Here is a 26161-nt window from a genome sequence, read left to right on the forward strand (position 1 = left end):
TTATCCAGAAAAATTACTTTGCAGGAAAAATAAACCGCCGTTTTCAATCTGAATGTGAATTTTCGGCTGATATAAGGCTTTCAGCGCTTGTTTTTCCAAATGGTATTCCTCAGGTTTTTCTTCTGTCTGCTCATAAAACTGATCGAGCAGCCTGAGGTCCTTTTTCCATCTGGCGATCGCGCTGTCAGCCCAGTCTGACGGCTCTTTGGAGGCAGCGTCTTTTAAGTAATGCTCCATCCTTTTAATCCCGCTTTCCGGCTTAATCATCGGCGATATGGTAAAGCAATAGTCTGATATTTGCGAGGTCAGCGGAAGCGGTGCAAGCTTCTGCTGAAACCCTTCTATAATTGTTCCAGAAACAAGATGCAGGCCTAAAGACAAAAGTCTGTCTTTTTTCATGTCGGATTGGTATGAAATCACTACATTTAATCCAAGCCAGGGCTGAAGCGGCACTCTGGCTCCGGCTGATACAATTTTCTCATATATTCTTGTAAATCTCCCATTTTGTTTAACTGCTTGAAAGATTTGAAAGAGGCGCGGGGCTCCAAAGTAAATAAACTCGCCGTCCATATCCTCCGGAGCCGTTTCTTTATCAGTGATGAACGTAATCTTCATCGGGTTCGGTTCGCCGCCCGTTTTTTCACGCCAATGCCAATAAAACGGGCGGTTCATAATTTGTTTGTCCATCTCGACCGTCAACTGAACCGTCATAAAACCCGGCCCGTGTTCTGTAATCGGGCAGTGGTTCGCTTCAAAAAAGCGCAGTAAAAATTGGTGAACCTCCTGCTGTCTCATGTCGCGCTTCCTCCTTTTTAAGAGCCTTTTTTTCTGGCGGGTTTTTCCGTACCGTACGACAGAAAAGAGGTGAGATTGTCCATTTTGATTCTCATTTCCTCCTCTGTCAGCGAATGGCATAAAATATCATGCAAATGGTCTTCAAAATTGCTCACTTTGATTTTTGTTAAAATGTCATCTAATTCTCCGACGACATTTTCAAATAAATGAATTTTGTCATACAGAAGTTTTAAGATATGCTCTTCCACCGTATGTTTTGTCGCCATATTGTAGATATGGACATCTCTTTCCTGACCGAGTCTGTGAATCCTTCCGATTCTTTGTTCAAGCCGCATCGGGTTCCACGGGAGGTCATAATTGATAATATGGTTGCAGAATTGCAGGTTGATCCCTTCGCCTCCGGCTTCTGTAGCGATCAGCACCTGCACTTTGCCGCGGAAGAGATCCTTCATCCAGTCTTTTTTTCCGCGTTTAAATCCGCCTCTGAACGGAACGGAGCTTATGCCGTTCTGCTGAAGGAACCATTGCAGGTAAATCTGTGTCGCCCTGTATTCAGTAAAAATAATGACTTTATCATTAATCTTTTGGATCAAGTCAACAACTTGAATCGCTTTTGAGTTTTGCGTGACTTGATTGATGCGGTCCATTAAATTAGCGATCGTCTGTTCATCGAATGCGGGCGCTTGTTTGTCTTTTTGGTCAAGCATTTTTTTGAGCGTCATATACACGGCTTCCCTGCTTGAACAGCACTCTCTTTGCAGCGTCATAATGGAAAATGCGCTGGCGGGCTTTTCCGTGCCGTTTTTCAGTGCGGCAATGTCATCGTAAAGCGCCTGTTCCGTCGGTGAAAAGGTGATCGGCACTGTTTCCACGTGGCGCTTCGTCCATGTAAGGCCGGTGTCGCTCCGCGTGTTGCGGATCATCACCTTATTGACGAGTTCTTTCAAATGCTCATGAGCGTCAATCCCGTCCTTCTGATTGAAGGTTTCTTGAAATCCGCTTTCATTTCCTAAATGGCCGGGCTTTAACAGTGACACTAAATTGAAGATTTCTTCGATCCGGTTTTGAATCGGCGTCGCCGTCAGAAGCAGGCAGTATTTCTTCACAAGACTTCTCGCAAATTCATAATTTTTCGTTTTGCTGTTTTTGAGCTTGTGCGCCTCGTCAATAATGACGAGATCATACGGAATAGAAAGGACAATGTCTTTGTGAGGGGAGCGTTTGGCCGTATCAATAGAAGAAACGACGATATCGCACTGTTCCCACACATAGCTTTTCTTCTGTTCAACAGCGGGTATTAAAAACTTCTCCTGAAGCTCTTTCACCCACTGGGAAACGAGTGATGCCGGCACAAGAATCAGGATTTTTTTGGCCAGCCCGCGAATCATATATTCTTTTAAAATCAGGCCCGCTTCCACCGTTTTTCCGAGCCCCACTTCATCAGCCAAAATCGCCTTGCCGTTCATTTTTTCAACGACTTTCTGCGCGACCTCAAGCTGATGGGGAAGCGGAGTGAAATCGGGCAGGTATAAAGGAGCTCTCAACCCTTCAAATTCAGGAATGGCAAGGGTCTGCTGGACTTCAGCCGACAGTTTGTACAGCTCCCAATTTGACCAGGGACCGTCCGTTTTCAGCCGCTCAGAAAACTCTCCCGGCCAGTTTGCATCAAATATGATCTCTGCTGTCATATGTAACAAAACCGCCTTTCTTTTAAAAAACTGATTTATCATAATTTTTGTTGCCGGACGTAAATGAGGGTGGTAGGATATAAGTAATGATTTCACTAAAAGATATTGCTTTAGTATGTCCATAAAATTGGTAAATATGAGCGAATGACAGCAAGGGGAGAGACTCGGACGAAAGATGGGCGTCCGGGCGCCGAAGGAGCAAACTGCGGAGTGAATCTCTCAGGCAAAAGAACTCTTGCTCGACGCAACTCTGGAGAGTGTCTGCACTTAGAAGAAGCAGGCCACCAAAGGGGACGTCTTTATGATATGTTCATAAAGTAAACTTTCAGGTGCCGGGACAGAGAAACCTTCATTTTCATGAGGTGTTTCTCTGTCCTTTTTTATATGTTTTTACAAGCGCCAATGACTGAAGGGGGAAGATGATGCTGAAACGAACACCGCTTTATGATGTGTATAAAGAATACGGCGGAAAAACGATTGATTTTGGAGGATGGGAGCTGCCGGTTCAATTTTCTTCTATTAAAGAGGAGCATGAAGCCGTCCGCACAAAAGCGGGCCTGTTTGATGTGTCTCATATGGGGGAAGTTGAAGTATCCGGTAAAGACGCCCTGTCTTTTCTGCAAAAAATGATGACAAATGACGTTGCCGATTTAAAGCCGGGAAACGCGCTTTATACCGCCATGTGCTATCCTGACGGCGGTACGGTCGATGATTTGCTGATCTATCAGAAAAGCGAGAGCTGCTATCTGCTCGTGATAAACGCGTCTAATATTGAAAAAGACATCGCCTGGCTGACAGAACATGCGGAAGGAGATGTCACGCTGACGAATCAGTCTGACGGGATTTCACTGCTTGCCGTTCAGGGGCCGAATGCTCAGTCGGTTCTTGCGAAGCTGACTGAATGTGATCTGTCCTCCTTAAAGCCGTTTGCATTTATTGACGAGGCGGACGTTGCCGGACGCCAAGTCCTGCTTTCAAGAACGGGCTATACCGGTGAAGACGGGTTTGAGTTATATTGCCGCAATGAAGATGCGGTTCATCTATTTAAGGAGATACTTGCAGCGGGAGAGCATGAAGGCCTCGTTCCGTGCGGCCTCGGCGCCCGTGATACGCTGAGATTTGAAGCGAAGCTTGCTTTATACGGTCAGGAATTGACGAAAGATATTACACCGATTGAAGCCGGAATCGGATTTGCCGTGAAACACAAGAAAGATTCCGATTTTTTCGGGAAATCTGTATTGTGTGAACAGAAAGAAAAAGGAGCCCCGCGAAAGCTGGTCGGACTTGAGATGATTGAAAAAGGGATTCCGAGACACGGGTACGCCGTGAAAAAAGACGGTGTTCCGATCGGGGAAGTCACGACAGGCACGCAATCTCCGACTTTAAAGAAAAATATCGGCCTTGCCTTAATCAAAACGGAATTCAGTGAAGTCGGAACGGAAGTAGAAGTGGAAATCCGTAAAAAAACGGTAAAAGCGAAGATTGTCCGCACACCGTTTTATAAACGTCCAAAACAGAGCTGAAAAAGGAGAGTCATATGAAGCATCGATATTTGCCCGCGACAGAACAGGATAAAAAAGAAATGCTGAAAGCCATCGGCGCAGAAACAATTGATGAACTGTTTGCCGATATTCCGGAAGATGTGAGGTTTCAAAAAGACTACCAAATTAAAAAAGCAAAATCTGAAACGGAGCTGACGAGAGAGCTGACAAAGCTTGCGGCGAAAAATAAGGACGCTGTTACATATGCGTCTTTTCTGGGCGCAGGAGTGTACGATCACTACCAGCCGGTCATCGTCGATCATGTGATATCCCGATCAGAGTTTTACACGGCATATACGCCTTACCAGCCTGAAATCTCACAAGGGGAGCTGCAGGCGATTTTTGAATTTCAAACGATGATCTGTGAATTAACGGGAATGGATATCGCAAACTCCTCTATGTACGACGGGGGAACGGCGCTTGCGGAAGCGGCGATGCTTGCGTCGGGACATACGAAAAAGAAAAAAATCGTCATTTCCGCAGCCGTTCATCCGGAATCACGGGATGTTTTGAAAACATACGCAAAGGGCCAATATATTGAGGTTGTAGAGGTGCCCGCGAAAAACGGCGTCACAGATCTTGAAGCATTGGAACATGCCGTTTGTGATGAGACGGCCGCCGTGATCGTTCAGTATCCGAACTTCTTCGGACAAATCGAGCCGTTAAAGGACATTGAGCCGCTCGCACATAAAGGAAACAGCCAGCTGATTGTTTCTTCAAACCCGCTCGCGCTCGGCATTTTGACACCGCCCGGGGCATACGGAGCTGATATTGTCGTCGGAGACGCGCAGCCTTTCGGCATACCTGCGGCGTTCGGCGGCCCGCACTGCGGCTATTTTGCAGTAACGAAAAAACTGATGAGAAAGGTGCCGGGCCGGCTTGTCGGCCAAACGGAGGATGAAAATGGGCGAAGAGGTTTTGTTCTCACCCTTCAGGCGCGCGAGCAGCATATCAGAAGAGACAAAGCCACGTCTAACATTTGTTCAAATCAGGCGCTGAATGCTTTAGCGGCTTCAGTCGCGATGACGGCGCTCGGAAAAAACGGCGTCAAAGACATGGCCCGCCAAAATATATTGAAAGCTGATTACGCGAGACGCCAAGCGGAAAAAGCCGGCTTGCACGTAGCATTTGACGGCCCGATATTTAATGAATTTGCCGTCAGGCTGAATCTTCCCGTCAAGGAAGCAAACCGGCGGCTCCTGCAAGACGGCATCATCGGCGGATATGACTTAGGTCTTGCGTATCCGGAACTGGATCAGCATATGCTGATTGCCGTCACAGAGCTGAGAACGAAAGAAGAGATCGATTCGCTTATTGCGGGATTGGGGGATCAACATGAATAATCAAGATCAGGCGCTTATTTTTGAAATGTCCCGCGAAGGGCGTGTCGGTTACAGCCTTCCGGAGCTTGATGTGCCGGAAACAGAGCTTGAAAGCCTTCTTCCCGGTGACTATATCCGCGATGAAGACGCAAAGCTGCCGGAAGTATCAGAGCTTGATATTATGCGGCATTATACCGCTCTTTCTAAGAGAAACCACGGAGTTGATTCAGGCTTTTATCCGCTCGGCTCCTGTACGATGAAATACAATCCGAAATTAAATGAAAAAATTGCCCGGTTCGCAGGTTTCTCCGCTATTCATCCGCTTCAGGACGAGGACACGGTTCAGGGGGCGCTTGAGCTTTTATACGATTTAAGCGGACACTTGGAGGAGATTACGGGCATGGACGAGGTGACGCTGCAGCCTGCGGCGGGCGCTCACGGCGAATGGACCGGCCTGATGATGATCCGCGCCTACCACGAAGCGCGGGGAGACTTCGGACGGACGAAGGTGATTGTCCCTGATTCAGCCCACGGTACGAATCCGGCATCCGCCACGGTCGCCGGTTTTGAAACGATTACCGTTAAGTCAAATGAGCACGGGCTGGTTGACATTGAAGATTTGAAAAGAGCGGTAAACGAAGAAACAGCGGCGCTGATGCTGACGAATCCGAACACCCTCGGGTTATTTGAAGAAAACATTACGGAAATGGCTGAAATCGTCCATCAGGCCGGCGGAAAGCTTTATTATGACGGAGCGAATTTAAATGCCGTTTTAAGTAAAGCAAGACCGGGAGATATGGGATTTGACGTCGTTCACCTTAATCTGCATAAAACATTTACCGGGCCGCACGGCGGGGGAGGACCGGGCTCAGGGCCAGTCGGAGTGAAAAAAGAATTCATTCCGTATCTGCCGAAACCCGTTCTCACGAAAAAAGAGGGCCGTTTGACTTTTGACTATGACCGGCCGCAGTCGATCGGGCGCGTAAAACCTTATTACGGCAACTTCGGCATTAATGTCAGAGCCTACACGTATATCCGTTCCATGGGGCCTGACGGCTTAAAAGCTGTGACCGAAAACGCGGTTTTAAATGCAAATTATATGATGAGAAGACTCGCGCCTTATTATGATCTCCCGTTTGACCGTCATTGCAAGCATGAATTTGTGTTATCGGGAAGAAGGCAGAAAAAGCTCGGCGTAAGAACGCTTGATATTGCCAAACGGCTTTTGGATTTCGGCTATCATCCGCCGACTGTGTATTTTCCTCTCAATGTTGAAGAAAGCATCATGATCGAACCGACGGAAACGGAATCGAAGGAAACGCTTGATGCGTTTATAGATGCCATGATTCAAATTGCGCGGGAAGCGGAGGAATCGCCTGAAATCGTTCAGGAGGCGCCGCATACAACAGTTGTCAAAAGAATGGATGAAACCAAGGCGGCTAGAAAGCCGGTTTTAAAATACGAACGTACACCTGACGTCAGCCGCTGACACGGTATAAAAAAAGAGCTTCCGTATAAAACGGACAGCTCTTTTTTCATGATTAGTTTTTTGCTTTAATTTTTCCGCCCCATTTTTTAAATCCGCCTTTCAGGTTGTAAATATCTTTGCAGCCGTGTTTGCGGAGCGTCTGTGCCGCGCGTCCGCTGCGGACATTGTTTTGGCAGTACAGATAAACGGGTTTATCAGGACGGATTTCACTTTTGCGCTGTTTCAGCTGTGACAGCGGAATGTTGCGCGCGCCGAGAATATGACCGCCTTCAAATTCATTCGGTTCACGGACGTCAATCAGCTGCGCTTTTCTGTAGCCCGCGCGGAATTCCTCTTCCGTAAGTGTTTTCATTAAACGCTGCTGGTAAAAATACGAAACGATCATATAAACGATAAACGCCGCAACAATAATTAAAGCAATCATATTAGACAATGCAATTCTACTCCTTTAGCTTATAAAATCAAAACCCTGCTTCCTGAAAACAAGGCTTACCGGACGTTTTGGGACAAATACTATTATAGTAAAGCATGAAGCGATTGTCATCCTTAATGAAACGAAATATTTTTCATTTTCAAGGCAGTTTGTTAAACTGATTTTATTAAAACGATAAAGAAGGGTTCAGTGTATGGAAAAAGAAACATGGCGGTTTATTGACTCAGGGAATGAAAGCCCGGCATTTAACATGGCGCTGGATGAAGCGCTTTTATATTGGCACAGCCAAAAAAAAATTCCTCCGGTGATCCGTTTTTACGGCTGGAATCCGGCAACTTTGTCTGTCGGGTATTTTCAAAATATTAAGAAGGAAATTAACTTTGACGCAGTACATAAACACGGCCTCGGGTTTGTCAGAAGACCGACAGGCGGACGGGGTGTTCTGCATGATAAAGAATTGACATACAGCGTAATCGTTTCAGAGGATCACCCGGAAATGCCGGCCACGGTGACAGAGGCGTACCGGGTGATTTCAGAAGGTATTCTGCAGGGATTCAGAAACCTTGGACTTGATGCCTGCTTTGCGATTCCGCGAACGGAGAAAGAAAAAGAAAGCTTGAAAAATCCGCGCTCGTCCGTCTGCTTTGATGCCCCTTCGTGGTATGAGCTGGTCGTCGAAGGACGGAAAGTTGCCGGAAGCGCGCAGACACGCCAAAAAGGCGTCATTCTTCAGCACGGTTCCATCCTGCTTGACATTGATGAGGATAAGCTGTTTGATCTGTTTTTATATCCGAGCGACAGAGTCCGTGAGCGCATGCAGCGGAATTTCAAAAACAAAGCGGTAGCCATCAACGCCTTAGCGCCGAAACGGGTAACGATGGATGAGGCCAGAATCGCTTTTAAAGCTGGTTTTGAGGAAGGGCTGAACATTCATCTTGAGCCTTATACACTCACGTCTGAAGAGCTTGCATTTGTCAATGAGCTGGCTGAGACGAAATACGCGTCTGATGAATGGAATTATAAGCGCTGATAAGGCTTGACAGACCGGAAGCATCCTTGTTTTTTCATGACCGTTAGTGTAAACTTGTAATGGTTTATAAAGTTAAGGTGCTTTTTGGGAGGGTTACTTATGACAACACCAAGTATGGAAGATTATATTGAACAGATTTATATGCTGATAGAAGAAAAAGGATATGCACGGGTTTCTGATATCGCGGAAGCTTTGGCAGTCCACCCCTCCTCTGTAACGAAAATGGTTCAAAAACTAGATAAAGACGAGTATTTGATTTATGAAAAATATCGCGGGCTCGTATTGACGTCAAAAGGCAAAAAGATCGGCAAACGGCTCGTATACAGACACGAATTGCTTGAGCAGTTTTTAAGAATCATTGGTGTTGATGAAGAGAAGATTTACAATGATGTTGAAGGAATCGAACATCATCTGAGCTGGAACAGCATTGACCGCATCGGCGACCTCGTTCAGTATTTTGAAGATGACGAAAGCCGGAAAAAAGAATTGAAATCCGTACAGAAAAAAACCGAAAATCCCGGTGAATAAAGGGCAGCCCGAAATGGGGCGCCCTTTTTTTAATGTCTTCATTCTTTGGTCTATTTCGCCCAGCCGTTTCTTAAAATAATAATACACCTTGAGATGGAAGGGAGAGGGCGCGCTATGCAGATTGACGGCGTATTTTCGGGCGGGGGGATAAAAGGGGTGGCGCTTGCCGGCGCTTATGAAGCGCTGGAAGAAAAGGGCTTTCGCTTTGAAAGGCTCGCCGGAACAAGCGCCGGCGCGATTATTGCCGCATTTATCGCTGCGGGCTATACGAGCAGAGAGGTTCATTCCATCATAGATGAGGTGGACGGAAGGCAATTGCTTGATCAGAGATACTCATTTCTCCCGCTGAAAATCCTGCAGTGGGTGTCGATATATTGGCGCCTCGGACTATACAGAGGCGATATGCTGGAAAAGTGGATTGCGGATAAATTAAAAGCGAAGGGCATCATCGCGTTCGGCGATTTGAAAAAAGGCTCGCTCCGTCTCATCGCTTCAGATCTGACGAACGGAACGATGATCGTGCTTCCTGACGATCTTCCCCGCTACGGATTAAATCCGGAGATGTTCCCGGTTGCCAGAGCCGTCAGAATGAGCTGCAGCATTCCTTATTTTTTTGAACCGATAAAACTGAAGACCGAAAAAGGCACCTCAACGGTCGTTGACGGCGGCGTGTTAAGCAATTTCCCGATTTGGCTGTATTCAAAAGAACGCAAACGGCCGGTCATCGGAATTTCGCTTTCGCCCAACGAAAAAGAGCGCCCGAAAAAATCAATCCGCAACGCTTTTGAGCTGTTCGGGGCTTTGTTTGAAACGATGAAAGACGCTCATGATGCCAGGCATATCGCGACAAAGTACGAACAGAATATTATTTTTATTCCGGTGGAACATGTGATGGCGACGGAGTTTCATCTCACACCGCAAAAAAAACTAGCTCTCATTGAGCTAGGAAAAAGCAGAACAGAGCAATTTTTGAAGCAATGGAGCTATTAAAAAAGCGCTCTGTTTTTCTTTTTATTCTTTTTGCCTTCTATGACGGTAAGCTGGGTCTGGCTTTTTTTCTTAAGAATCATCGGCTTCGGTCTGCTGCTGCTCGGCACGCTCCGCAAATGGCTGACCCGGCCTCTGTGTCCGGCGCGGTGCTTCGCTTTTTGCTCCTTCATTCGGAGCCGCGATTGTCTGGCCGCTTTTTTGAAAGCGGTTCCGTCACGGCCGGTGCGTCGGTTCAGGACCGTCCTCACGATAAAATAAATAATAATGCCTGCGATAATAACGGTGATTGCTCTTGAAATCATCTGCCCGGGGTTGGTTACCGCCGCATAAATGAAACCGAATGCGCCAAGCGCTATCAATACAGCAAAAAAAGGTTGTACACGATGATTCATAACTGCCCACCTCCAAAATAATAACGGTAACGGTTCAGATTACGTTGTGAGACGGCTTTTCGCTCTGTTCTGAAATGTCTTCCAGTCTGAGAAGCTCGTTAAAGCTTTCTATGGCAACCTCGACCTGGTCATCCGCCGGTTCCTTTGTCGTTAAAAGCTGCAGCCACAGGCCGGGATAACCGAGCACTTTCAAAACGGGGATATTCCGTACTCTGTTCGTCAGCTGGAGCACTTCAAAGGAGATGCCGAGAACGACCGGTATAAGCGCAATCCTGTCTAAAATCCGCACCCAAAGCGGATCTGTCGGAACGAGTAAATAGACGAACATGCCGACAATGATCGTAAATAAAATAAAGCTTGAACCGCAACGGTAATGAAGCCGTGACTGTTTCTGAACATTTTCTATTGTAATTGGCAAATTCTGTTCATAACAGTTTATGACCTTATGTTCGGCTCCATGATATTGAAACACTCTTTTAATTAACGGCGTCATTGATAAAAAATAAATGTAGCCGAGAAGCAGAATCAGCTTAAACAGACTTTCGATTCCGATCTGCGCGGCGTCTGAGGAAAATACGGGCCTTACAAGCTCCGCTAAGAAGACCGGGACGAGCGTAAAAACGAATTTGCTGAACAAAAACGACAAAACGCCGATCACCGCCAGGCTGAAAAACATCGATAAGCCGGAACCCTTCTTATCTTCCTGCTCCAGCTTGGCGTCATCCTGAGGATCAAGCCCGTAACGTTCGCTGGAAAAGTTTAAATGCTTTGTGCCGTTGGCGCTCGCCTCAATGATGGCGACGATTCCCCGCAAAAAAGGAATCTTTTTTAAAGCCGAAAGCTTGGCGTTCGGCACTCTCGGAAGCTTGAAAAAATCAATGCTTCCGTCATTCCTGCGGATGGCGGTAACATAATTTTTTCTGCCGCCGAACATTACCCCTTCAACGACAGCCTGCCCGCCGTATGCAGGGGGCGTTTTTTGTTTGGACATTGTTTATCAACCTGCCTGTTTTCTTAGGATTTACTAACCATTTCCTTTCACTCTATTGTACAGGAAACCGCGGTAAACCTCTAGTTAGACAGCCGGAAAATCAATGCTTTTTCTACATGCAGTATACCCCGTTTCTTTAGATTTTACTCATTGAATGAAAATATGGCGCAGCTTTTTATGACTTTTCAATTTTTGGGCAGTCTATGACTGGAGGTGCCATGATGACAAGCGAAAAACATTCAGAACAGGAAGAAAAAAAGAAGCGGGATGATGATCAGCAGCCTGTTTCATTTACCGGCAGAATTTGCGGTATCGGATTTGCCGGCGGTGTATTTTGGAGTTTGATCGGCTATCTCGGGTATGTCTTTCATTTTTCAGAGATCAGCCCCAACATGATTCTTCAGCCGTTTATGATCGGAGAATGGAAAAAACAATGGCTGGGCACGATGGTCAGCATCGTTGTCATCGGATTCATTTCAATTGCCGGGGCGTTTATTTATTTCGTCTGCCTGAAGCGTTTTAAAACCATGTGGCCGGGGATGGTGTACGGCGTCATTTTATGGTGTGCGGTTTTTTTCTTATTCAATCCGATTTTCGAAGATGTGAAATCCGTCACTGAATTGAAATCAGATACAATCGTGACGACGCTTTGCCTTTACATTCTGTACGGTTTGTTTGTCGGCTACTCAATTTCCTTCAACTACAATGAACTTACGTCAGACAAGCTTGCAAGGGCGCTCGGCAACAAGTGAATAAGTGTATAATCCCTGTCCGGTATGGTAAAATGTTCACGAGAAGTGAACATTTTTTATGCTGAAAACCGGGCGGGGATGCTCCCGCGTTGTCAGGCGGCAGTCAAGAATCGGCGAGGAGGAGAAAGGGAATGAAACTTGAGAAATTGCGAAATCTTTTCGGTCAGCTGGATATAGACGGAATGTTGGTGACAAGCTCCGCCAATCTGCAGTATATGACGGGATTTACGGGTTCGTCAGGCCTTGCGGTCATATCGAAAGAACGTGCGGCATTTATCACGGATTTCCGTTACACCGAGCAGGCGAAGACGCAAGTGAAGGGTTTTGACATTATCGAGCACGGCGGAAGCTTAATCCAAACGGCTGCGGATACGATTCTTGAGTACGGCATTAAAAAACTCGGCTTCGAGCAAAACAGCATGACGTACGGAACATATGCATCCTACCAAGCGGTGCTGCAGGAAGCGGAGATGGTTCCCGTCGCGGATTCCGTTGAAAAGTTGCGCTTGATTAAGTCAAGTGAAGAGATTAAGATATTAGAGGAAGCTGCGAAGATTGCGGATGATGCGTTTGAACATATTCTGACGTTTATCAAACCGGGCATCTCAGAGATTTCAGTTGCAAACGAGCTTGAATTTTATATGAGACGTCAAGGAGCAGACGGCTCTTCCTTTGATATGATCGTCGCCTCGGGAGTCAGATCCAGCCTTCCCCACGGAGTGGCAAGCGGCAAATTGATTGAAAAGGGAGACTTGGTCACGCTCGATTTCGGCGCTTATTATAAAGGCTATTGTTCTGATATCACACGCACCGTCGCGGTCGGAGAGCCATGTGATAAACTGAAAGAGATTTATCAGGTCGTATACGATGCCCAAGCGCTTGGTGTCCTGCATATTAAACCCGGCATGACGGGAAAAGAAGCGGATGCCCTGACGAGGGATCATATCACCGCAAAAGGCTACGGACAGTATTTCGGCCATTCGACAGGACACGGGTTCGGAATGGAAGTCCATGAATCACCGGGGCTGTCTTTCAGGTCATCGGCCGTTCTTGAGCCGGGCATGGCGGTAACGGTTGAGCCGGGCATATACATACCGGAAGTCGGGGGCGCAAGAATCGAAGATGATATCATCATCACTGAGGACGGCAACCGGACAATTACGCATTCCCCTAAAGAATTAATTATTTTGTGATCGGAATATAGGAGGACATCAAACATGATTTCAGTTAACGATTTTCGTACAGGACTAACGATTGAAGTAGACGGCGGCATTTGGCGCGTCGTTGACTTTCAGCACGTAAAACCGGGAAAAGGAGCGGCATTTGTCCGTTCTAAATTGCGTAACCTGCGCACGGGCGCTATTCAGGAGAAAACATTCCGTGCAGGTGAAAAAGTCGCGAAAGCTCAAATCGAAACAAAAACGATGCAGTATCTTTATGCCAACGGCGATCAGCACGTGTTCATGGATACAAGCTCATATGAACAGCTTGAATTGAACGAAAACCAAATCGAAGAAGAATTGAAATACCTTCTGGAAAATATGTCTGTGCATATCATGATGTATCAGTCTGAAACGCTCGGTATTGAACTGCCGAACACAGTTGAACTGAAAGTTGTTGAAACAGAGCCGGGAATTAAAGGCGACACGGCGTCAGGCGGTACGAAACCTGCCAAAACGGAAACAGGCCTTGTCGTAAACGTACCGTTCTTCGTGAACGAAGGCGATACGCTGGTTGTAAATACATCAGACGGTTCTTACGTGTCAAGAGCGTAGTTAAAGAAATTCGGAGTCTGCTCCTTTTACGGGGCAGGCTTTTTTTGCGTTCTGCCTCAGAATCTTTCTTCTATATGAAAATAGTGAGACTACTTCCGTCAGCTAGAGCATATAGTGTAACAAAATGCTTGAAGTTGGGGGATTGCAATGAAATTTTTGTTCGGTTCAATCAATTCTACTGTTTTAACGATGGCCGGTTTACGAGTTTTGTCCTCGCTCATTGAATTATCGGCCGCTATTATCATGCTTTTGACAAACGACATCAGAAAAGCGGTTGTGGTGAATAGTATTTTGGCAATCGTCGGCCCTCTGATCTTTATCATCACAATGACGATCGGCATTTATCAGATTGCCGGACAGCTCTCATATGCAAAATTAATATTGATTTTTGCGGGGGTGGTGCTGATTTTGGCCGGTGTGCATAAATAGAGGGCCGGGGTGTCATAAAGTCTGTCCCGGATCATACATTTTAAAGAAGCCAATCGGTAAAAAGGAGGGGACTCTATTGAATGAAATTACAGAGGTTCTCCCTGAATTATTGAGAGATGCCATCTCCGCCGTGCCCGAAGAAGCGAGGCGGGATACAGAAGAAATCAGAATCCGTGTCGACAGGCCGGTTGAACTGATCCAAAAAGGACAACCTTTGTATTTGTCATATGTGTGTACGGCCGGCGACGCACAGCTGATCCTCAGCCGGCTCAGCAACTACAGTATGTACACGCTGGAAGAAGAGCTGAAAAAAGGATACATCACAATCAGAGGAGGCCACCGTGTGGGGCTGGCCGGAAGAGTCATCGTCGAAAACGGAGCCGTCAAAGGACTCCGGGATATTACTTCTTTTAATATCCGAATCGCCCGGGAGAAGCTGGGGATCGCAGAACCGCTCATTCCTTTCTTATGGAAAGAAAACTGGCTGAACACGCTGATCATCGGTCCTCCGCAAACGGGGAAAACGACCTTGCTTCGTGATTTGGCCCGGCTTTCCAGCACCGGATCAAAACGCATTCCGGCAAAAAAGACAGGTATCGTAGATGAACGGTCGGAAATTGCCGGCTGCCTGCGGGGCATTCCCCAGCACAGTTTCGGCCGCAGAGTCGATGTCCTTGATGCCTGTCCGAAGGCGGAAGGGCTGATGATGATGATCCGTTCTATGAGTCCTGATGTCATAATTGTGGATGAAATCGGGAGAATGGAAGACTCACAAGCGCTGCTGGAGGCGCTCCATGCGGGCGTATCCGTTATCGTCTCTGCGCACGGATGGAATATGAAAGATTTGGTCAAGAGGCCGTCGCTGAAAATGCTTTGGGAGGAAAACGTGTTTGACCGGTATGTTGAACTGTCAAGACGCCGCGGTCCGGGAACGATCAGCAGGATGTACGGAAAGGACGGGGAACCTGTTCCGCATGCTGAAAGCGTGATGACATGCTGAAGCTTTTGGGTGCCGTGTTCATTCTGACGGCGACGACATGGACGGGATTTGAGATCGCCAAAATGTATATTGAAAGGCCGAGACAGATCCGTCAGCTGCGCGCGGCGCTCCAATCGCTTGAAGCGGAAATCATGTTCGGGCATACGCCGCTGCACATAGCTTCGGGACAAATCGCCGCACAGCTTTCCAAGCCTGTATCGTCATTGTTTCAAGCTTTCAGCAGGAGGCTTGAGCAGGGAAGCGATTCCGCCAAAACGGCCTGGGAACAGAGCTTGAAACATAACTGGCCCTCCATGGCGATGAAAAAAAGCGAATACGATGTGCTGAAGCAATTCGGAGAGACGCTCGGGCTCCATGACCGTGTTTCTCAGCAGAAACATATCAAGCTTGCGCTTACACATTTGGAAGCGGCGGAAGCGGATGCCGGACGGGCGCAGGCGAAAAATGAAAAAATGGTGAAAAGCTTAGGATTTTTAGCCGGACTGTTACTCATTCTTCTATTGATGTAAACATGAGGGGAGCAAACATAAAATGGGAGTCGACGTAAATGTCATTTTTCAAATCGCCGGAGTCGGTATCGTGGTTGCGTTTCTGCACACCATACTTGACCAAATGGGAAAAAAAGAATACGCCCAATGGGTGACGCTGCTTGGCTTTATCTATATTTTATTTATGGTGGCGACGATTGTCGATGACCTGTTCAAAAAGATCAAAGCTGTGTTTCTATTCCAAGGATAGGGGGGCTTACAGATTGAGATTGTTCAAATTGTAGGTTTAGGCCTGATCGCCACATTTCTCTCCCTGATCGTAAAAGAACAGAAACCGACTTTCGCGTTTATGATTGTCGTCTTCAGCGGCTGCGTGATCTTTCTCTATCTCATCGATCAGATTTACGACATTATCAGAATGATAGAAAAAATAGCCGTCAATGCAAATGTCAATATGGTCTATGTGGAAACCATTTTAAAAATTATCGGCATCGCCTACATCGCTGAATTCGGTGCGCAGCTGACAAAGGATGCGGGCCAGGGAGCGATTGCTTCGAAAATAGAGCTGGCCGGAAAAATTTTGATACTGGTAATGGCCGTACCGATACTCACCGTCATTATTGAAACGATTCTCGGACTTATTCCTTCTTGATCATCAATAAAATAGAAAGGGGGGCACAAAAAATGAAGCGCTTTCGGTGGGCGGGGGCTTTTTTGTTCATCCTCTTATTTTTTCAGACTGAATGTGTACAAGCTGCCGGAACAGACGGTGCGTCGCAGGAAACCGCAGTTCACCAAGAATCCGCTGATGAAGTGGCGAAAAAGCAGGCCGAAGCGCTGAAAACAGAAGGCATCGGAAAGTTTTGGGACGACATCATGACAGAATACGGCGGTCTTCTGCCTGAAAGCCAAAAGGGAAGCATCATCGACTTTATTAACGGTGAAAAAACGTTCTCGCCGGAGGCATGGCTGAAGGCTTTATTTTCATACTTGTTTCATGAAGTGCTCGCAAACGGAAAGCTTCTGGGAACTTTGATTCTTCTCACCATTTTTTGTGTCATTCTGCAGCTTTTGCAAAATGCGTTTCAGCAGAGCACTGTCAGCAAAGTGGCTTATGCAATCGTCTACATGGTGCTGATTATTCTCGCTTTAAACAGCTTTCATGTTGCCGTCAATTATGCCAGTGAAGCGATCCAGACGATGACAAGTTTCATTCTCGCGCTCATCCCGCTTTTACTCGCGCTTTTGGCGTCTTCCGGGGGAGCCGTCTCCGCAGCTTTTTTTCACCCCGTTATTTTATTTCTGATGAATACGAGCGGCCTTCTCATTCAAAACATTGTCATGCCGCTTATTTTCCTGTCAGCGATTTTAAGCATCGTCAGCACGATGACGGATCAATATAAAGTCACGCAGCTTGCCAATCTGCTCAGAAATATCGCGATCGGCGCGCTTGCCGTATTTCTCACCGTGTTTCTCGGCGTCATCTCCGTACAGGGGGCTTCGGCTGCCGTGACGGACGGGATTACGCTCAGGACTGCAAAATTTATCACAGGCAATTTTATTCCCGTGCTCGGCCGGATGTTTACGGATGCGACGGATACGGTCATCAGCGCATCGCTCCTATTAAAAAACACCGTGGGAATCCTAGGAGTCGGAATTTTGATCTGCATCTCCGCGTTTCCGGCGATCAAAGTGCTCTCGCTCGCTTTTATTTATAAGCTCGCGGCCGCTATTCTGCAGCCGCTCGGAGGCGGGCCCGTCATTACGTGCCTCGGCGTCATCAGCCGAAGCGTGCTGTATATTTTCGCGGCGCTCGCCATCGTCTCTCTCATGTTTTTCCTCAGTATTACAGTCATTATTACAGCAGGCAACCTCACCATGATGATGAAATAAAGGAGGCCCATTGGATATGAGCTTTTTAACAGAATGGCTGACAAGCATTATTTTGTTTATCTTATTCGCCATCGTCATCGACATGCTGCTGCCCAGCTCCAGTATGCAAAAATACGCCAAGATGGTTGTCAGCCTGCTGTTAATCATTGTCATGCTCAACCCGATCTTCAAACTTTTCAAAACAGACCCGGAAATCATCTTCGATTATTTGACAAAACAAGAGCAATCTCAATCCGCTGATATAAAAAATCAAATCAAATCAGAAAAAAAAGAAATACAAGCATCAAACCGCGCATATGTTTTAGAAGAAATGGCTGTCCAACTAAAAAAGAAAGCGGAGGAGATGTTCAGTCATGACGAATACAAAATAGACGACATCCGCCTTACAGCGGAAGAACAGGTTCGTTCAGAAGAAGATGTAAAAACGATCAGCGTGTATATGGCCCCATCTTCTGAAAAAACCGTGCAAACCGTCGCACCGATCGACATCCGCACAGACCGCAAATACGAACCGGAAGGCGCAGCCGAAAAAAAAGAGGCCGCAGACATCAAAGAAAAACTTGCGGATATATGGGAAATCGGCAGTGAGAAAATTACGGTTTATATGGAAGGCGGGGAGAAAAACGGCCATGAATAAAAACGGACTATGGACCATACTCAAAAAACAGCTGATGATCGGACAGGCGAAAGACGGAGAAAAACCAAAACTGACAAAATATCATTACTTTCTGTTCGTGTTTGTGCTCGGAGTTTCTTTTATGCTGGTGAGCCAGCTGTTCTCTTCACCGGAGAAAACCGGGAAGGACCAAGCGGCGCAGACCGTCATGTCCGGCCGAACGGAAGACAAAAGCGGGCAAAAAAGCGCACCCGTTTTTAAGGCATCGAAAGACAGCAGCGCCAAAAACACGATCGATGATTATGAAAGAGACTATGAAAACCAGCTGAAAGAAATCCTTGAAACGATTATCGGCGTGGAGGATGTATCAATTGTCGTGAACGTAGACGCAACATCTTTGAAAGTGTTTGAGAAAAATAAAACGAAAAAAGACACCACCACCGAAGAAACCGATAAAGAAGGCGGCAAAAGAAGCGTAACCGATCAAACCTCTGAAGAACAAATTGTCATGATTCGAAACGGGGATCAGGAAACCCCGGTCGTCGTCCAGACGAAAAAGCCCGATATCCGCGGTGTACTCGTTGTCGCTCAGGGAGTGGACAACGTTCAAATAAAAAAAACCATCATTGATGCCGTCACAAGGGTGCTTGATGTTCCGAGCTACCGTGTAGCGGTTGCCCCTAAAAAAATCAAGGAGGATTCATAAATCATGCTGAAAAAACAAACGGTTTGGCTTTTAACAATGCTCAGTCTCGTCGTGGTATTAAGTGTTTATTATATTATGTCGCCGGAAAGCAAAAATGCCGTGCAGATGAAAAGCGAAAAAAGCAGCGGAGAAGTGGCAACTGAAAAAACGCCGGCTCCTGAAACGAAAGATAAGAACGGAAGCGGCACGGATAAAGAAGACGGAACAAAAGGAACGAAAGATTCTAAAGGCACAAAAGAGGATAAAGAAACATCAGCCGAAGCATCGGACAAAGACGGATCGGTCGCTACAGAAACAGCTGATGAAAACTTATTTACCGCATACCGCATGGAACTTGAAGACGCAAGAAGCAAAGAAAGGGAACAGTTAAACAGCATTGTTTCAAGCGATGATGCGACCGCAAAGGAAAAAAGCGAAGCCTACGATAAAATGACGGCGCTGAGCAATGCTGAAGGGACGGAAAAACAGCTGGAAACGCTGATTAAAACACAAGGCTACAAAGATGCGCTCGTGGATGCTGAAGGAGACAAAATCAACATTACGGTCATGTCTGACAAACATTCAAACGCAAAAGCTTCCGCTATCATTGACCTGGTGGAAAAAGAAATCAAGACGATGAAAGACGTCGCCGTCACGTTTGAACCGACAAAATAAGAGATCTCCACAGCCCGCACCCGCTGCGGGCTTTTCTGATGTCATTTTAGATCAGTGTTGAATTTACACAAGCGCTCCTGTAAGATAAACATAGTATGTACTTTTAGTAGCAACCCATAAATTTCTATTTTTTATACATAGGAGTGGAAACTGATGTTAAAAATCAACGAAATTCATGAACTGATAAAAAGAATCGATGAATCTTCCATCGACGAATTCGTTTACGAAATCGAAGGCGTAAGCCTCAAACTGAAAAAAAATGAAGCGCCGGCAGTGAATGTAACGGGACAAGCTCAAGCCGTTCCCGCCGCTTACGCACCTGCTCCGCAGGCTGCAAAACCGGAAGCGCATGAAGCCGCTCCTGTTCAGGAAGCGCCGAAACAAGACGAAAACCTGCACAAAATTACGTCTCCGATGGTCGGAACGTTTTATGCTTCTTCATCGCCGGAAGCCGGCCCTTACGTAAACCAAGGTTCAAAAGTGAGCGAAAATACAGTTGTTTGTATCGTAGAAGCAATGAAACTCTTTAACGAGATTGAAGCCGAAGTAAAAGGAGAAATCGTTGAAGTGTTAGTTGAAAACGGCCAGCTGGTCGAATACGGACAACCTCTATTTCTTGTAAAAGCTGAGTAAGGAGACCTGCTATTATGATTAAAAAGCTATTGATCGCCAACCGAGGAGAAATCGCCGTCAGAATCATCCGGGCCTGCAAAGAGCTGGGCATTGAAACTGTAGCCGTTTATTCTGAGGCAGATAAAGACGCCCTGCATGTCCAAATGGCCGATGAGGCTTTTTGTATCGGGCCGAAAACATCAAAAGAAAGCTATTTAAATGTAACGAACATCGTCAGCGTCGCAAAGCTGACCGGCACGGATGCGATTCATCCGGGATACGGGTTTTTAGCTGAAAACGCCGACTTTGCCGAGCTGTGCGAGGAATTGAACATAACGTTTGTCGGCCCTACGGCTGACGCCATTTCAAAAATGGGAACAAAAGATATCGCGCGCGACACGATGCAGCTGGCGGGCGTGCCGATTGTGCCCGGTTCAAAAGGAATCATAAAAAATACCGAAGAAGCGGTTTCGCTTGCAGGTGAAATTGGGTATCCTGTGATTATAAAAGCCACTGCGGGCGGAGGCGGAAAAGGCATCCGGGTCGCACGCACAGAAGAAGAACTGATCAAAGGCATTGAGATTACCCAGCAGGAAGCCGCTACGGCATTCGGAAATCCGGGTGTGTACATCGAGAAGTACATAGAAGATTTCCGCCATGTTGAAATTCAGGTGCTTGCGGATAATTACGGAAACACGATCCATCTCGGAGAGCGTGACTGTTCTATCCAAAGACGTCTGCAAAAACTTCTTGAAGAGTCACCGTCACCTGCGCTTGATTCTGAAATCAGGGAGCAGATGGGCGAAGCTGCGGTAAAAGCAGCGAAGGCCGTCGGTTACACGGGAGCCGGCACAGTAGAATTCATTTATGACTACAGAGAACAGCGCTACTACTTCATGGAAATGAACACGCGTATTCAAGTAGAGCACCCTGTCACAGAAATGGTGACGGGAACGGATCTGATCAAAGAACAGATCAAAGTGGCATCCGGACAGGAGCTTTCGCTCAGACAGGAAGACGTTGAATTTAACGGCTGGGCGATTGAATGCCGCATCAATGCTGAAAATCCTGCGAAAAACTTCATGCCTTCACCCGGTAAAATTAACATGTACCTGCCGCCGGGCGGACTCGGCGTACGCGTGGATTCAGCCGCATATCCCGGCTATTCGATCCCGCCGTACTATGACAGTATGATTGCTAAAGTCATCACATACGGAACAACGCGTGATGAGGCAGTCGCACGGATGAAACGCGCGCTGAGCGAATTCGTGATTGAAGGTATTGAAACGACGATTCCGTTCCATCTGAAACTGCTTGAACACGAAACATTTGTCAGCGGAGAGTTTAATACAAAGTTTTTAGAAACATATGATGTAATGGGCTCATAATTTTTGCGGGAGGTGAATTGAATGGAAGACAACAGTGTGCTTAAAATGGATCATGACGAGGCTCATTTAGGCAAGGTTGAAATTGCTCCTGAGGTCATTGAAGTCATTGCCGGCATCGCCGCTTCCGAAGTTGAAGGAGTTGCTGAAATGCGCGGCAATTTCGCCACCGGCGTCGTAGAACGCTTCGGCAAAATCAATCACGGTAAAGGCGTAAAGGTCGATTTAGCCGATGACGGGATTACCATCGACGTCTATTGCGTCGTTCAATTCGGGATCTCGATCCCGAAAGTGGCGGCAAGCGTTCAGGAGAATATCCGCCAAACCTTATTAAACATGACGTCTCTGACCATTAATGAAATCAATATTCATATCGTCGGCATTCAATTTGACACGAAAGCCCAAGAAGTCGAAATCGACGAAGAAATGTAATGAGCGTATAAAAACCAAGGGGATGGGCAGCCCTTTGGTTTTTTATACGTTTCCCGTCATTTCAGGCATGAAGAAAGCCGGCTTACAAACGGCAGCCGAGTTTCTTCATGCTGTGAAATCCGAATGAAATTAATACGGTTTGTGAAAATATTCGGCATTAGGGTGAAAAAACCTAAATTTCGACATGCGATTGAGAAAAAAATATGTTATGATCTCTTTAAGCTTAACGACAAGCGGATAAAGCGGATCTGAAGGAGAAAGAAAATGAAAAGAAGAACAGCTAGAGAAAAAGCTTTGCAGGCACTTTTTCAGATTGATGTCAGCGATATTGCACCGAACGAGGCCATTGAGCACGCGCTTGATGGTGAAAAAACAGATGCCTTCTTTGAACAGCTGGTGTACGGAGTGATCGAACATCAGGTTCAGCTTGATGAAATGATTTCCGGCCATCTCGTCAATTGGAAGCTTGACCGGATTGCAAACGTAGACCGCGCGATCCTGCGTCTGGCGGTGTATGAAATGGTTTATACTGACGACATTCCTGCTAACGTGTCATTAAACGAAGCAATCGAGCTGGCAAAACGGTTCGGCGACGATAAAGCTGCAAAATTCGTAAACGGGGTTCTTTCTAACATTAAAACTGATATCGAATCATAGGAGGAAAGAAAATGACTGCAACAATCATCGACGGAAAAGAAACGGCTAAAGAAAAACGCGAACAATTGGCAAAAGAAGTAGAAGAGCTGAAAGCACAAGGCGTAGTGCCCGGTTTGGCGGTCATTTTAATCGGAGACGATCCCGCTTCTGTTTCATATGTGACAGGCAAGAAAAAAGCCGCTGAAACAATGGGAATGAAATTTAAACTTGACCGCTTTGACTCAAGCTTAACCGAGGCGGAGCTTTTAACAGTGATTGATCAGTATAATCAAAATCCGGAATTCCACGGCATTCTCGTCCAGCTGCCGCTTCCGGATCATATTTCTGAAAAAGCCGTAATCGAGCGGATCTCTCCCGATAAGGATGTTGACGGTTTCCACCCTCTCAACGTCGGGAAAATGCTGCTTGGCGAAGATACATTTCTACCATGCACGCCGCACGGAATTGTCGAGTTATTGAAAAAGACGAACGTAGATCTTTCCGGCAAAGAAGTTGTTGTAGTCGGACGAAGCAATATTGTCGGTAAACCGGTCGGCCAGCTGCTGCTGAACGAAAACGCGACCGTCACATATTGCCATTCCCGTACGAAAAATATGTCTGAGCATACGAAAAAAGCAGATATTCTTGTGGTAGCGGTCGGTAAAGCGAATTTCATCAAAGCCGATCAAATCAAAGAGGGCGCCATTGTCATTGATGTCGGCGTCAACCGTCTCGAAAGCGGAAAACTCTGCGGAGACGTTCAGTTTGATGAAGCGAAAGAAAAAGCATCTTTCATTACGCCGGTGCCGGGCGGAGTAGGTCCGATGACCATCACAATGCTTGCGCATAATACTGTTAAATCTGCCAGACGTACGTTATCATAGATAACCGGAGACAGTCACAAAAAGTGTGACAATGAGCACGATACCCGCTTCTTAAGGCTCCTTTCAGCCAGAGCGGGTTTTCTTAGTTTAGGGCAAAAAGCCTTTATGAAAGGAGTGCAGGATGTGAGTGAAGCGGCATATGTCACGGTTTCCGCGCTGACCAAATACATTAAACGAAAATTCGATGTGGACCCTCATCTTGAAGACATTTGGATTAAGGGTGAGCTCTCCAATGTTAAAATTCATACGAGAGGCCACATCTATTTTACATTAAAAGATGAGCATGCCCGCATGCAGGCCGTCATGTTTCAAAGACAAAGTTCGAGGCTTGCGTTTAAGCCCGAGGACGGAATGAAGGTCATCGTAAGAGGCGGCATTTCCGTCTATGAACCGAGCGGAAGCTATCAGCTGTACGCGAAAGAAATGCAGCCGGACGGTGTGGGGGCGCTCTACTTAGCATATGAAGAATTAAAGAAAAAACTTGCCGGCGAAGGGTTGTTTGATGACCGGCATAAGCAGGCCATCCCCGCTTTTCCGGCTACGATCGGGGTCGTCACGTCACCGACGGGAGCAGCCGTCAGAGACGTCATTACCACACTCAAAAGAAGATACCCCCTTGTGAAAGTCATTGTGCTTCCCGCGCTCGTTCAAGGTGAAAATGCCAGCAGATCGATTGTGAAGCGCATTGAAGAAGCCAATGCACAAAAAATGTGTGACGTCCTGATCGTCGGAAGGGGAGGGGGCTCGATCGAAGAATTGTGGGCATTTAACGAAGAAATCGTAGCCCGGGCGATTTTTGCTTCCGCCATTCCGATTATATCAGCCGTCGGACATGAAACGGATTTTACAATCAGTGATTTCGTCGCGGATATCCGGGCGGCAACGCCGACAGGAGCGGCAGAAATCGCCGTCCCCCACACGACGGACTTAATGGAACGGACAAAAACGGCGGAAGTCCGCCTGACAAGAGCGATGCAGCAGCATATCAGCAAGAAAAAAGAACGGGTTCAATCGCTTCAGTCATCCTACGCGTTCCGTTTTCCGAAACGATTGTATACCCAAAAGGAACAGCAGTTTGATCTTTTGTATCAGCAGTTCCAATCACAGCTCACAGGGCTTACGGACAGGAAACAAAGGCAGCTGGAGCGGAATACGTACAGATTAACGGCGCTCCACCCTGAAACCCAGCTGAAACAGGCGAAAAAACGGTACGAGGAGCGCTCAAATCAGCTCGCCCGAAGCATGAATGTCCAGCTGAAGCAGCTTCATTCGCAGTTTCAGACGGTTCTTGGTAAACTGAATGCATTAAGTCCCCTTCAGGTGATGGAGAGAGGATACAGTCTGGCCTATAAAGATAAAGAGCTGATCAAAAGCGTTGATCAAGTCGAACAAAATGATACGCTTGAAGTAAAGATGACAGACGGCGTTCTGACGTGTGAAGTATTGCAAAAGAGAGGCGAACGAAAATGACAGAAACCAAAAAAAGTGAAGAGCTGACATTTGAAGAGGCGATGAAAGGCCTTGAAGGCATTGTGGCAAAACTTGAAGAAGGAGACGTGCCGCTTGAGCAGGCGATTAATTATTTTCAGGAAGGGATGGCCCTTTCAAAAATGTGCCATGAAAAGCTTCAGCATGTCGAAAAGCAAATGGACTTTATTTTAAAAGATAACGGCGAACTTGCACCTTTCAGCGTTCAGGAGGAAGACGAAGGTGACAAATAAACTGGACGCATTTTTAGCATCGCGCAAACAACTGATTGAACAGCAGCTTTCTTTGTATACGGAACGGCTTGCGATGCCTGAAATCCTCAAAAAATCTATGCTGTATTCTTTGGAAGCGGGCGGAAAGAGGCTGCGCCCCCTCGTCGTCTTAGCCGTTCTGAATGCTTACGGAAAAGATGAAAAAGACGGGATTCCGGTCGGATGCGCTGTCGAAATGATTCATACGTATTCCTTAATCCATGATGATCTTCCTTGCATGGACGATGATGATCTGCGCCGGGGAAAGCCCACAAACCATAAAGTCTTCGGAGAAGCGGCAGCCGTATTGGCCGGAGACGGGCTTCTGACAGAAAGCTTTAAATTGATCACATCCCACGTGTCTGAGGCGGTTTCAGCAGAAAAACGGCTCCGTCTCGTCGATGAGCTGATCAGCGCGGCAGGAACGGAAGGAATGGTCGGCGGGCAGGCTGCCGACATGGAAGCGGAACAAAAGCGGATAACGCTTGAGGAGCTGGAATCCATCCACGAGCGGAAAACGGCCAAGCTCCTCGGTTTTTCTGTGACGGCGGGCGCCATTTTGGCAGATGCGCCGGAGGATGAAGTCGAAAAGCTGCGTCTGTTCAGCAGCCATATCGGCATCGGATTTCAAATCAGAGATGACATCCTTGATATTGAAGGGCATGAGGAGAAGATCGGCAAACCGGTCGGCTCAGACACGTCGAATGAAAAGTCAACGTATCCGTCGCTTTTAACGCTTGAAGGCGCGAAAGAGAAGCTGGCGTATCATATCAGCGAGGCGAAACGGATCATCAGCGGCCTTTCTCTTCAGAAAGAACTGCTGCATGACCTCTGTGATTTAATCGCGGCGAGAGATCATTAAAAACGGTCCTGATTTGAAGGGGCTGCCGCTCCTATGGTAAAATGTAAGCAGTTTCGATGAAAATACAAAGGGAGTCTTTTTCTTTTTTCAAAAAGACAC

At 46.8% G+C, this 26161-nt stretch carries 31 protein-coding genes and 1 riboswitch; of the genes, 26 read left to right on the top strand and 5 right to left on the bottom strand.

Annotated features, from left to right (window positions below):
- Together AC2CGA_RS14250 and AC2CGA_RS14255 are read right to left on the bottom strand one after the other, a co-directional pair.
- Positions 1 to 795 carry a YqhG family protein gene (locus AC2CGA_RS14250; RefSeq protein WP_003153106.1) on the bottom strand — a complete coding sequence of 265 codons (795 nt, stop codon included), beginning with the start codon at positions 793 to 795 and terminating at the stop codon, positions 1 to 3.
- Between the two features lie 17 nt (positions 796 to 812).
- Positions 813 to 2483, bottom strand: coding sequence for a DEAD/DEAH box helicase (locus AC2CGA_RS14255; protein ID WP_003153107.1), 1671 nt, complete (start codon positions 2481 to 2483; stop codon positions 813 to 815).
- 144 nt (positions 2484 to 2627) lie between these two features.
- Positions 2628 to 2728: riboswitch (glycine riboswitch) on the top strand.
- Positions 2729 to 2905: 177 nt separating this feature from the next.
- Here AC2CGA_RS14255 and gcvT point away from each other — a divergent pair.
- The 3 genes from gcvT to gcvPB are packed head-to-tail and all read left to right on the top strand — an operon-like array spanning position 2906 to position 6835.
- On the top strand, positions 2906 to 4006 hold the full coding sequence (gcvT, locus tag AC2CGA_RS14260; protein ID WP_044053463.1) for a glycine cleavage system aminomethyltransferase GcvT: 1101 nt from the start codon (positions 2906 to 2908) through the stop codon (positions 4004 to 4006).
- Positions 4007 to 4020: 14 nt separating this feature from the next.
- Positions 4021 to 5367 carry an aminomethyl-transferring glycine dehydrogenase subunit GcvPA gene (gene gcvPA, locus AC2CGA_RS14265; RefSeq protein ID WP_032856854.1) on the top strand — a complete coding sequence of 449 codons (1347 nt, stop codon included), beginning with the start codon at positions 4021 to 4023 and terminating at the stop codon, positions 5365 to 5367.
- Positions 5360 to 6835 (top strand): aminomethyl-transferring glycine dehydrogenase subunit GcvPB, encoded by a 1476-nt coding sequence (gene gcvPB / locus AC2CGA_RS14270; protein ID WP_014305403.1) that lies wholly within the window; start codon positions 5360 to 5362, stop codon positions 6833 to 6835. Before gcvPA ends, gcvPB begins: the two co-directional genes overlap by 8 nt.
- 52 nt (positions 6836 to 6887) lie before the next feature.
- Here gcvPB and AC2CGA_RS14275 read toward each other — a convergent pair whose 3' ends face one another.
- Complete coding sequence (locus AC2CGA_RS14275; protein ID WP_007408335.1) at positions 6888 to 7268, bottom strand: rhodanese-like domain-containing protein; 381 nt, start codon at positions 7266 to 7268, stop codon at positions 6888 to 6890.
- Between the two features lie 193 nt (positions 7269 to 7461).
- On the opposite strand from AC2CGA_RS14275, the gene AC2CGA_RS14280 reads away from it, so the two are divergent.
- The 3 genes from AC2CGA_RS14280 (at position 7462) to AC2CGA_RS14290 (ending at position 9816) form a co-directional block, all read left to right on the top strand.
- On the top strand, positions 7462 to 8298 hold the full coding sequence (locus AC2CGA_RS14280) for a lipoate--protein ligase family protein (protein ID WP_003153114.1): 837 nt from the start codon (positions 7462 to 7464) through the stop codon (positions 8296 to 8298).
- A gap of 99 nt (positions 8299 to 8397) precedes the next feature.
- On the top strand, positions 8398 to 8826 hold the full coding sequence (gene mntR, locus AC2CGA_RS14285; RefSeq protein ID WP_007408338.1) for a transcriptional regulator MntR: 429 nt from the start codon (positions 8398 to 8400) through the stop codon (positions 8824 to 8826).
- A 114-nt stretch (positions 8827 to 8940) separates the two neighbouring features.
- Positions 8941 to 9816: a patatin-like phospholipase family protein gene (locus AC2CGA_RS14290; RefSeq protein ID WP_003153118.1), complete on the top strand. Its 876-nt coding sequence runs from the start codon at positions 8941 to 8943 to the stop codon at positions 9814 to 9816.
- On the opposite strand, the gene AC2CGA_RS14295 is transcribed toward AC2CGA_RS14290, so the two are convergent.
- Both AC2CGA_RS14295 and AC2CGA_RS14300 read right to left on the bottom strand, forming a co-directional pair.
- Positions 9813 to 10208 carry an SA1362 family protein gene (locus AC2CGA_RS14295; protein WP_003153119.1) on the bottom strand — a complete coding sequence of 132 codons (396 nt, stop codon included), beginning with the start codon at positions 10206 to 10208 and terminating at the stop codon, positions 9813 to 9815. The two genes, AC2CGA_RS14290 and AC2CGA_RS14295, sit on opposite strands and share 4 nt — an antisense overlap.
- Before the next feature lie 34 nt (positions 10209 to 10242).
- Positions 10243 to 11199, bottom strand: coding sequence for a DUF1385 domain-containing protein (locus AC2CGA_RS14300; protein ID WP_003153120.1), 957 nt, complete (start codon positions 11197 to 11199; stop codon positions 10243 to 10245).
- 221 nt (positions 11200 to 11420) lie between these two features.
- Between AC2CGA_RS14300 and AC2CGA_RS14305 the strand changes: the two genes are divergently transcribed.
- The 20 genes from AC2CGA_RS14305 to AC2CGA_RS14400 all read left to right on the top strand — a co-directional run bounded on the left by AC2CGA_RS14305 (position 11421) and on the right by AC2CGA_RS14400 (position 26062).
- On the top strand, positions 11421 to 11951 hold the full coding sequence (locus AC2CGA_RS14305; protein WP_044053460.1) for a YqhR family membrane protein: 531 nt from the start codon (positions 11421 to 11423) through the stop codon (positions 11949 to 11951).
- Positions 11952 to 12082: 131 nt separating this feature from the next.
- The gene (locus AC2CGA_RS14310) at positions 12083 to 13144 is read left to right on the top strand and encodes a M24 family metallopeptidase (RefSeq protein ID WP_139885315.1); all 1062 of its coding nucleotides are present in this window, start codon (positions 12083 to 12085) and stop codon (positions 13142 to 13144) included.
- 24 nt (positions 13145 to 13168) lie between these two features.
- On the top strand, positions 13169 to 13726 hold the full coding sequence (efp, locus tag AC2CGA_RS14315) for an elongation factor P (protein WP_003153123.1): 558 nt from the start codon (positions 13169 to 13171) through the stop codon (positions 13724 to 13726).
- 147 nt (positions 13727 to 13873) lie between these two features.
- Entirely contained in the window at positions 13874 to 14155 is a 282-nt protein-coding gene (locus AC2CGA_RS14320) for a YqhV family protein (protein ID WP_003153124.1), read from the top strand.
- Positions 14156 to 14231: 76 nt separating this feature from the next.
- Positions 14232 to 15155 carry a stage III sporulation protein AA gene (spoIIIAA, locus tag AC2CGA_RS14325; RefSeq protein ID WP_044053459.1) on the top strand — a complete coding sequence of 308 codons (924 nt, stop codon included), beginning with the start codon at positions 14232 to 14234 and terminating at the stop codon, positions 15153 to 15155.
- Entirely contained in the window at positions 15149 to 15664 is a 516-nt protein-coding gene (gene spoIIIAB, locus AC2CGA_RS14330; protein WP_003153126.1) for a stage III sporulation protein SpoIIIAB, read from the top strand. Before spoIIIAA ends, spoIIIAB begins: the two co-directional genes overlap by 7 nt.
- Before the next feature lie 22 nt (positions 15665 to 15686).
- The gene (gene spoIIIAC / locus AC2CGA_RS14335; RefSeq protein ID WP_003153142.1) at positions 15687 to 15893 is read left to right on the top strand and encodes a stage III sporulation protein AC; all 207 of its coding nucleotides are present in this window, start codon (positions 15687 to 15689) and stop codon (positions 15891 to 15893) included.
- Positions 15894 to 15905: 12 nt separating this feature from the next.
- Positions 15906 to 16295 carry a stage III sporulation protein AD gene (gene spoIIIAD, locus AC2CGA_RS14340; RefSeq protein WP_071392571.1) on the top strand — a complete coding sequence of 130 codons (390 nt, stop codon included), beginning with the start codon at positions 15906 to 15908 and terminating at the stop codon, positions 16293 to 16295.
- Positions 16296 to 16327: 32 nt separating this feature from the next.
- On the top strand, positions 16328 to 17536 hold the full coding sequence (gene spoIIIAE, locus AC2CGA_RS14345; protein WP_003153145.1) for a stage III sporulation protein AE: 1209 nt from the start codon (positions 16328 to 16330) through the stop codon (positions 17534 to 17536).
- Between the two features lie 16 nt (positions 17537 to 17552).
- Entirely contained in the window at positions 17553 to 18173 is a 621-nt protein-coding gene (spoIIIAF, locus tag AC2CGA_RS14350) for a stage III sporulation protein AF (protein WP_015388014.1), read from the top strand.
- Positions 18166 to 18858, top strand: a complete 693-nt coding sequence (gene spoIIIAG / locus AC2CGA_RS14355) for a stage III sporulation protein AG (RefSeq protein ID WP_003153148.1) — start codon at positions 18166 to 18168, stop codon at positions 18856 to 18858. Before spoIIIAF ends, spoIIIAG begins: the two co-directional genes overlap by 8 nt.
- Positions 18859 to 18861: 3 nt before the next feature.
- Complete coding sequence (locus tag AC2CGA_RS14360; protein WP_003153150.1) at positions 18862 to 19512, top strand: SpoIIIAH-like family protein; 651 nt, start codon at positions 18862 to 18864, stop codon at positions 19510 to 19512.
- A 153-nt stretch (positions 19513 to 19665) separates the two neighbouring features.
- The gene (gene accB, locus AC2CGA_RS14365; RefSeq protein ID WP_003153152.1) at positions 19666 to 20145 is read left to right on the top strand and encodes an acetyl-CoA carboxylase biotin carboxyl carrier protein; all 480 of its coding nucleotides are present in this window, start codon (positions 19666 to 19668) and stop codon (positions 20143 to 20145) included.
- 14 nt (positions 20146 to 20159) lie between these two features.
- The gene (gene accC, locus AC2CGA_RS14370) at positions 20160 to 21512 is read left to right on the top strand and encodes an acetyl-CoA carboxylase biotin carboxylase subunit (protein ID WP_003153154.1); all 1353 of its coding nucleotides are present in this window, start codon (positions 20160 to 20162) and stop codon (positions 21510 to 21512) included.
- 21 nt (positions 21513 to 21533) lie between these two features.
- Positions 21534 to 21941 (top strand): Asp23/Gls24 family envelope stress response protein, encoded by a 408-nt coding sequence (locus AC2CGA_RS14375; protein WP_003153156.1) that lies wholly within the window; start codon positions 21534 to 21536, stop codon positions 21939 to 21941.
- Between the two features lie 264 nt (positions 21942 to 22205).
- Positions 22206 to 22598, top strand: coding sequence for a transcription antitermination factor NusB (gene nusB / locus AC2CGA_RS14380; protein ID WP_003153163.1), 393 nt, complete (start codon positions 22206 to 22208; stop codon positions 22596 to 22598).
- Positions 22599 to 22609: 11 nt separating this feature from the next.
- A complete protein-coding gene (gene folD / locus AC2CGA_RS14385) occupies positions 22610 to 23461 on the top strand; it encodes a bifunctional methylenetetrahydrofolate dehydrogenase/methenyltetrahydrofolate cyclohydrolase FolD (protein WP_007408350.1) in 852 nt (283 codons plus the stop codon).
- A gap of 123 nt (positions 23462 to 23584) precedes the next feature.
- Positions 23585 to 24931, top strand: a complete 1347-nt coding sequence (gene xseA / locus AC2CGA_RS14390) for an exodeoxyribonuclease VII large subunit (protein ID WP_003153166.1) — start codon at positions 23585 to 23587, stop codon at positions 24929 to 24931.
- Positions 24928 to 25182, top strand: a complete 255-nt coding sequence (locus AC2CGA_RS14395; protein ID WP_007408352.1) for an exodeoxyribonuclease VII small subunit — start codon at positions 24928 to 24930, stop codon at positions 25180 to 25182. The genes xseA and AC2CGA_RS14395 overlap by 4 nt, the downstream gene beginning before the upstream one ends.
- Positions 25172 to 26062 (top strand): polyprenyl synthetase family protein, encoded by an 891-nt coding sequence (locus tag AC2CGA_RS14400; RefSeq protein WP_043867281.1) that lies wholly within the window; start codon positions 25172 to 25174, stop codon positions 26060 to 26062. The genes AC2CGA_RS14395 and AC2CGA_RS14400 overlap by 11 nt, the downstream gene beginning before the upstream one ends.
- Positions 26063 to 26161: the final 99 nt, after the last annotated feature.

It is taken from the genome of Bacillus sp. SYZHCR11, from assembly GCF_057196865.1.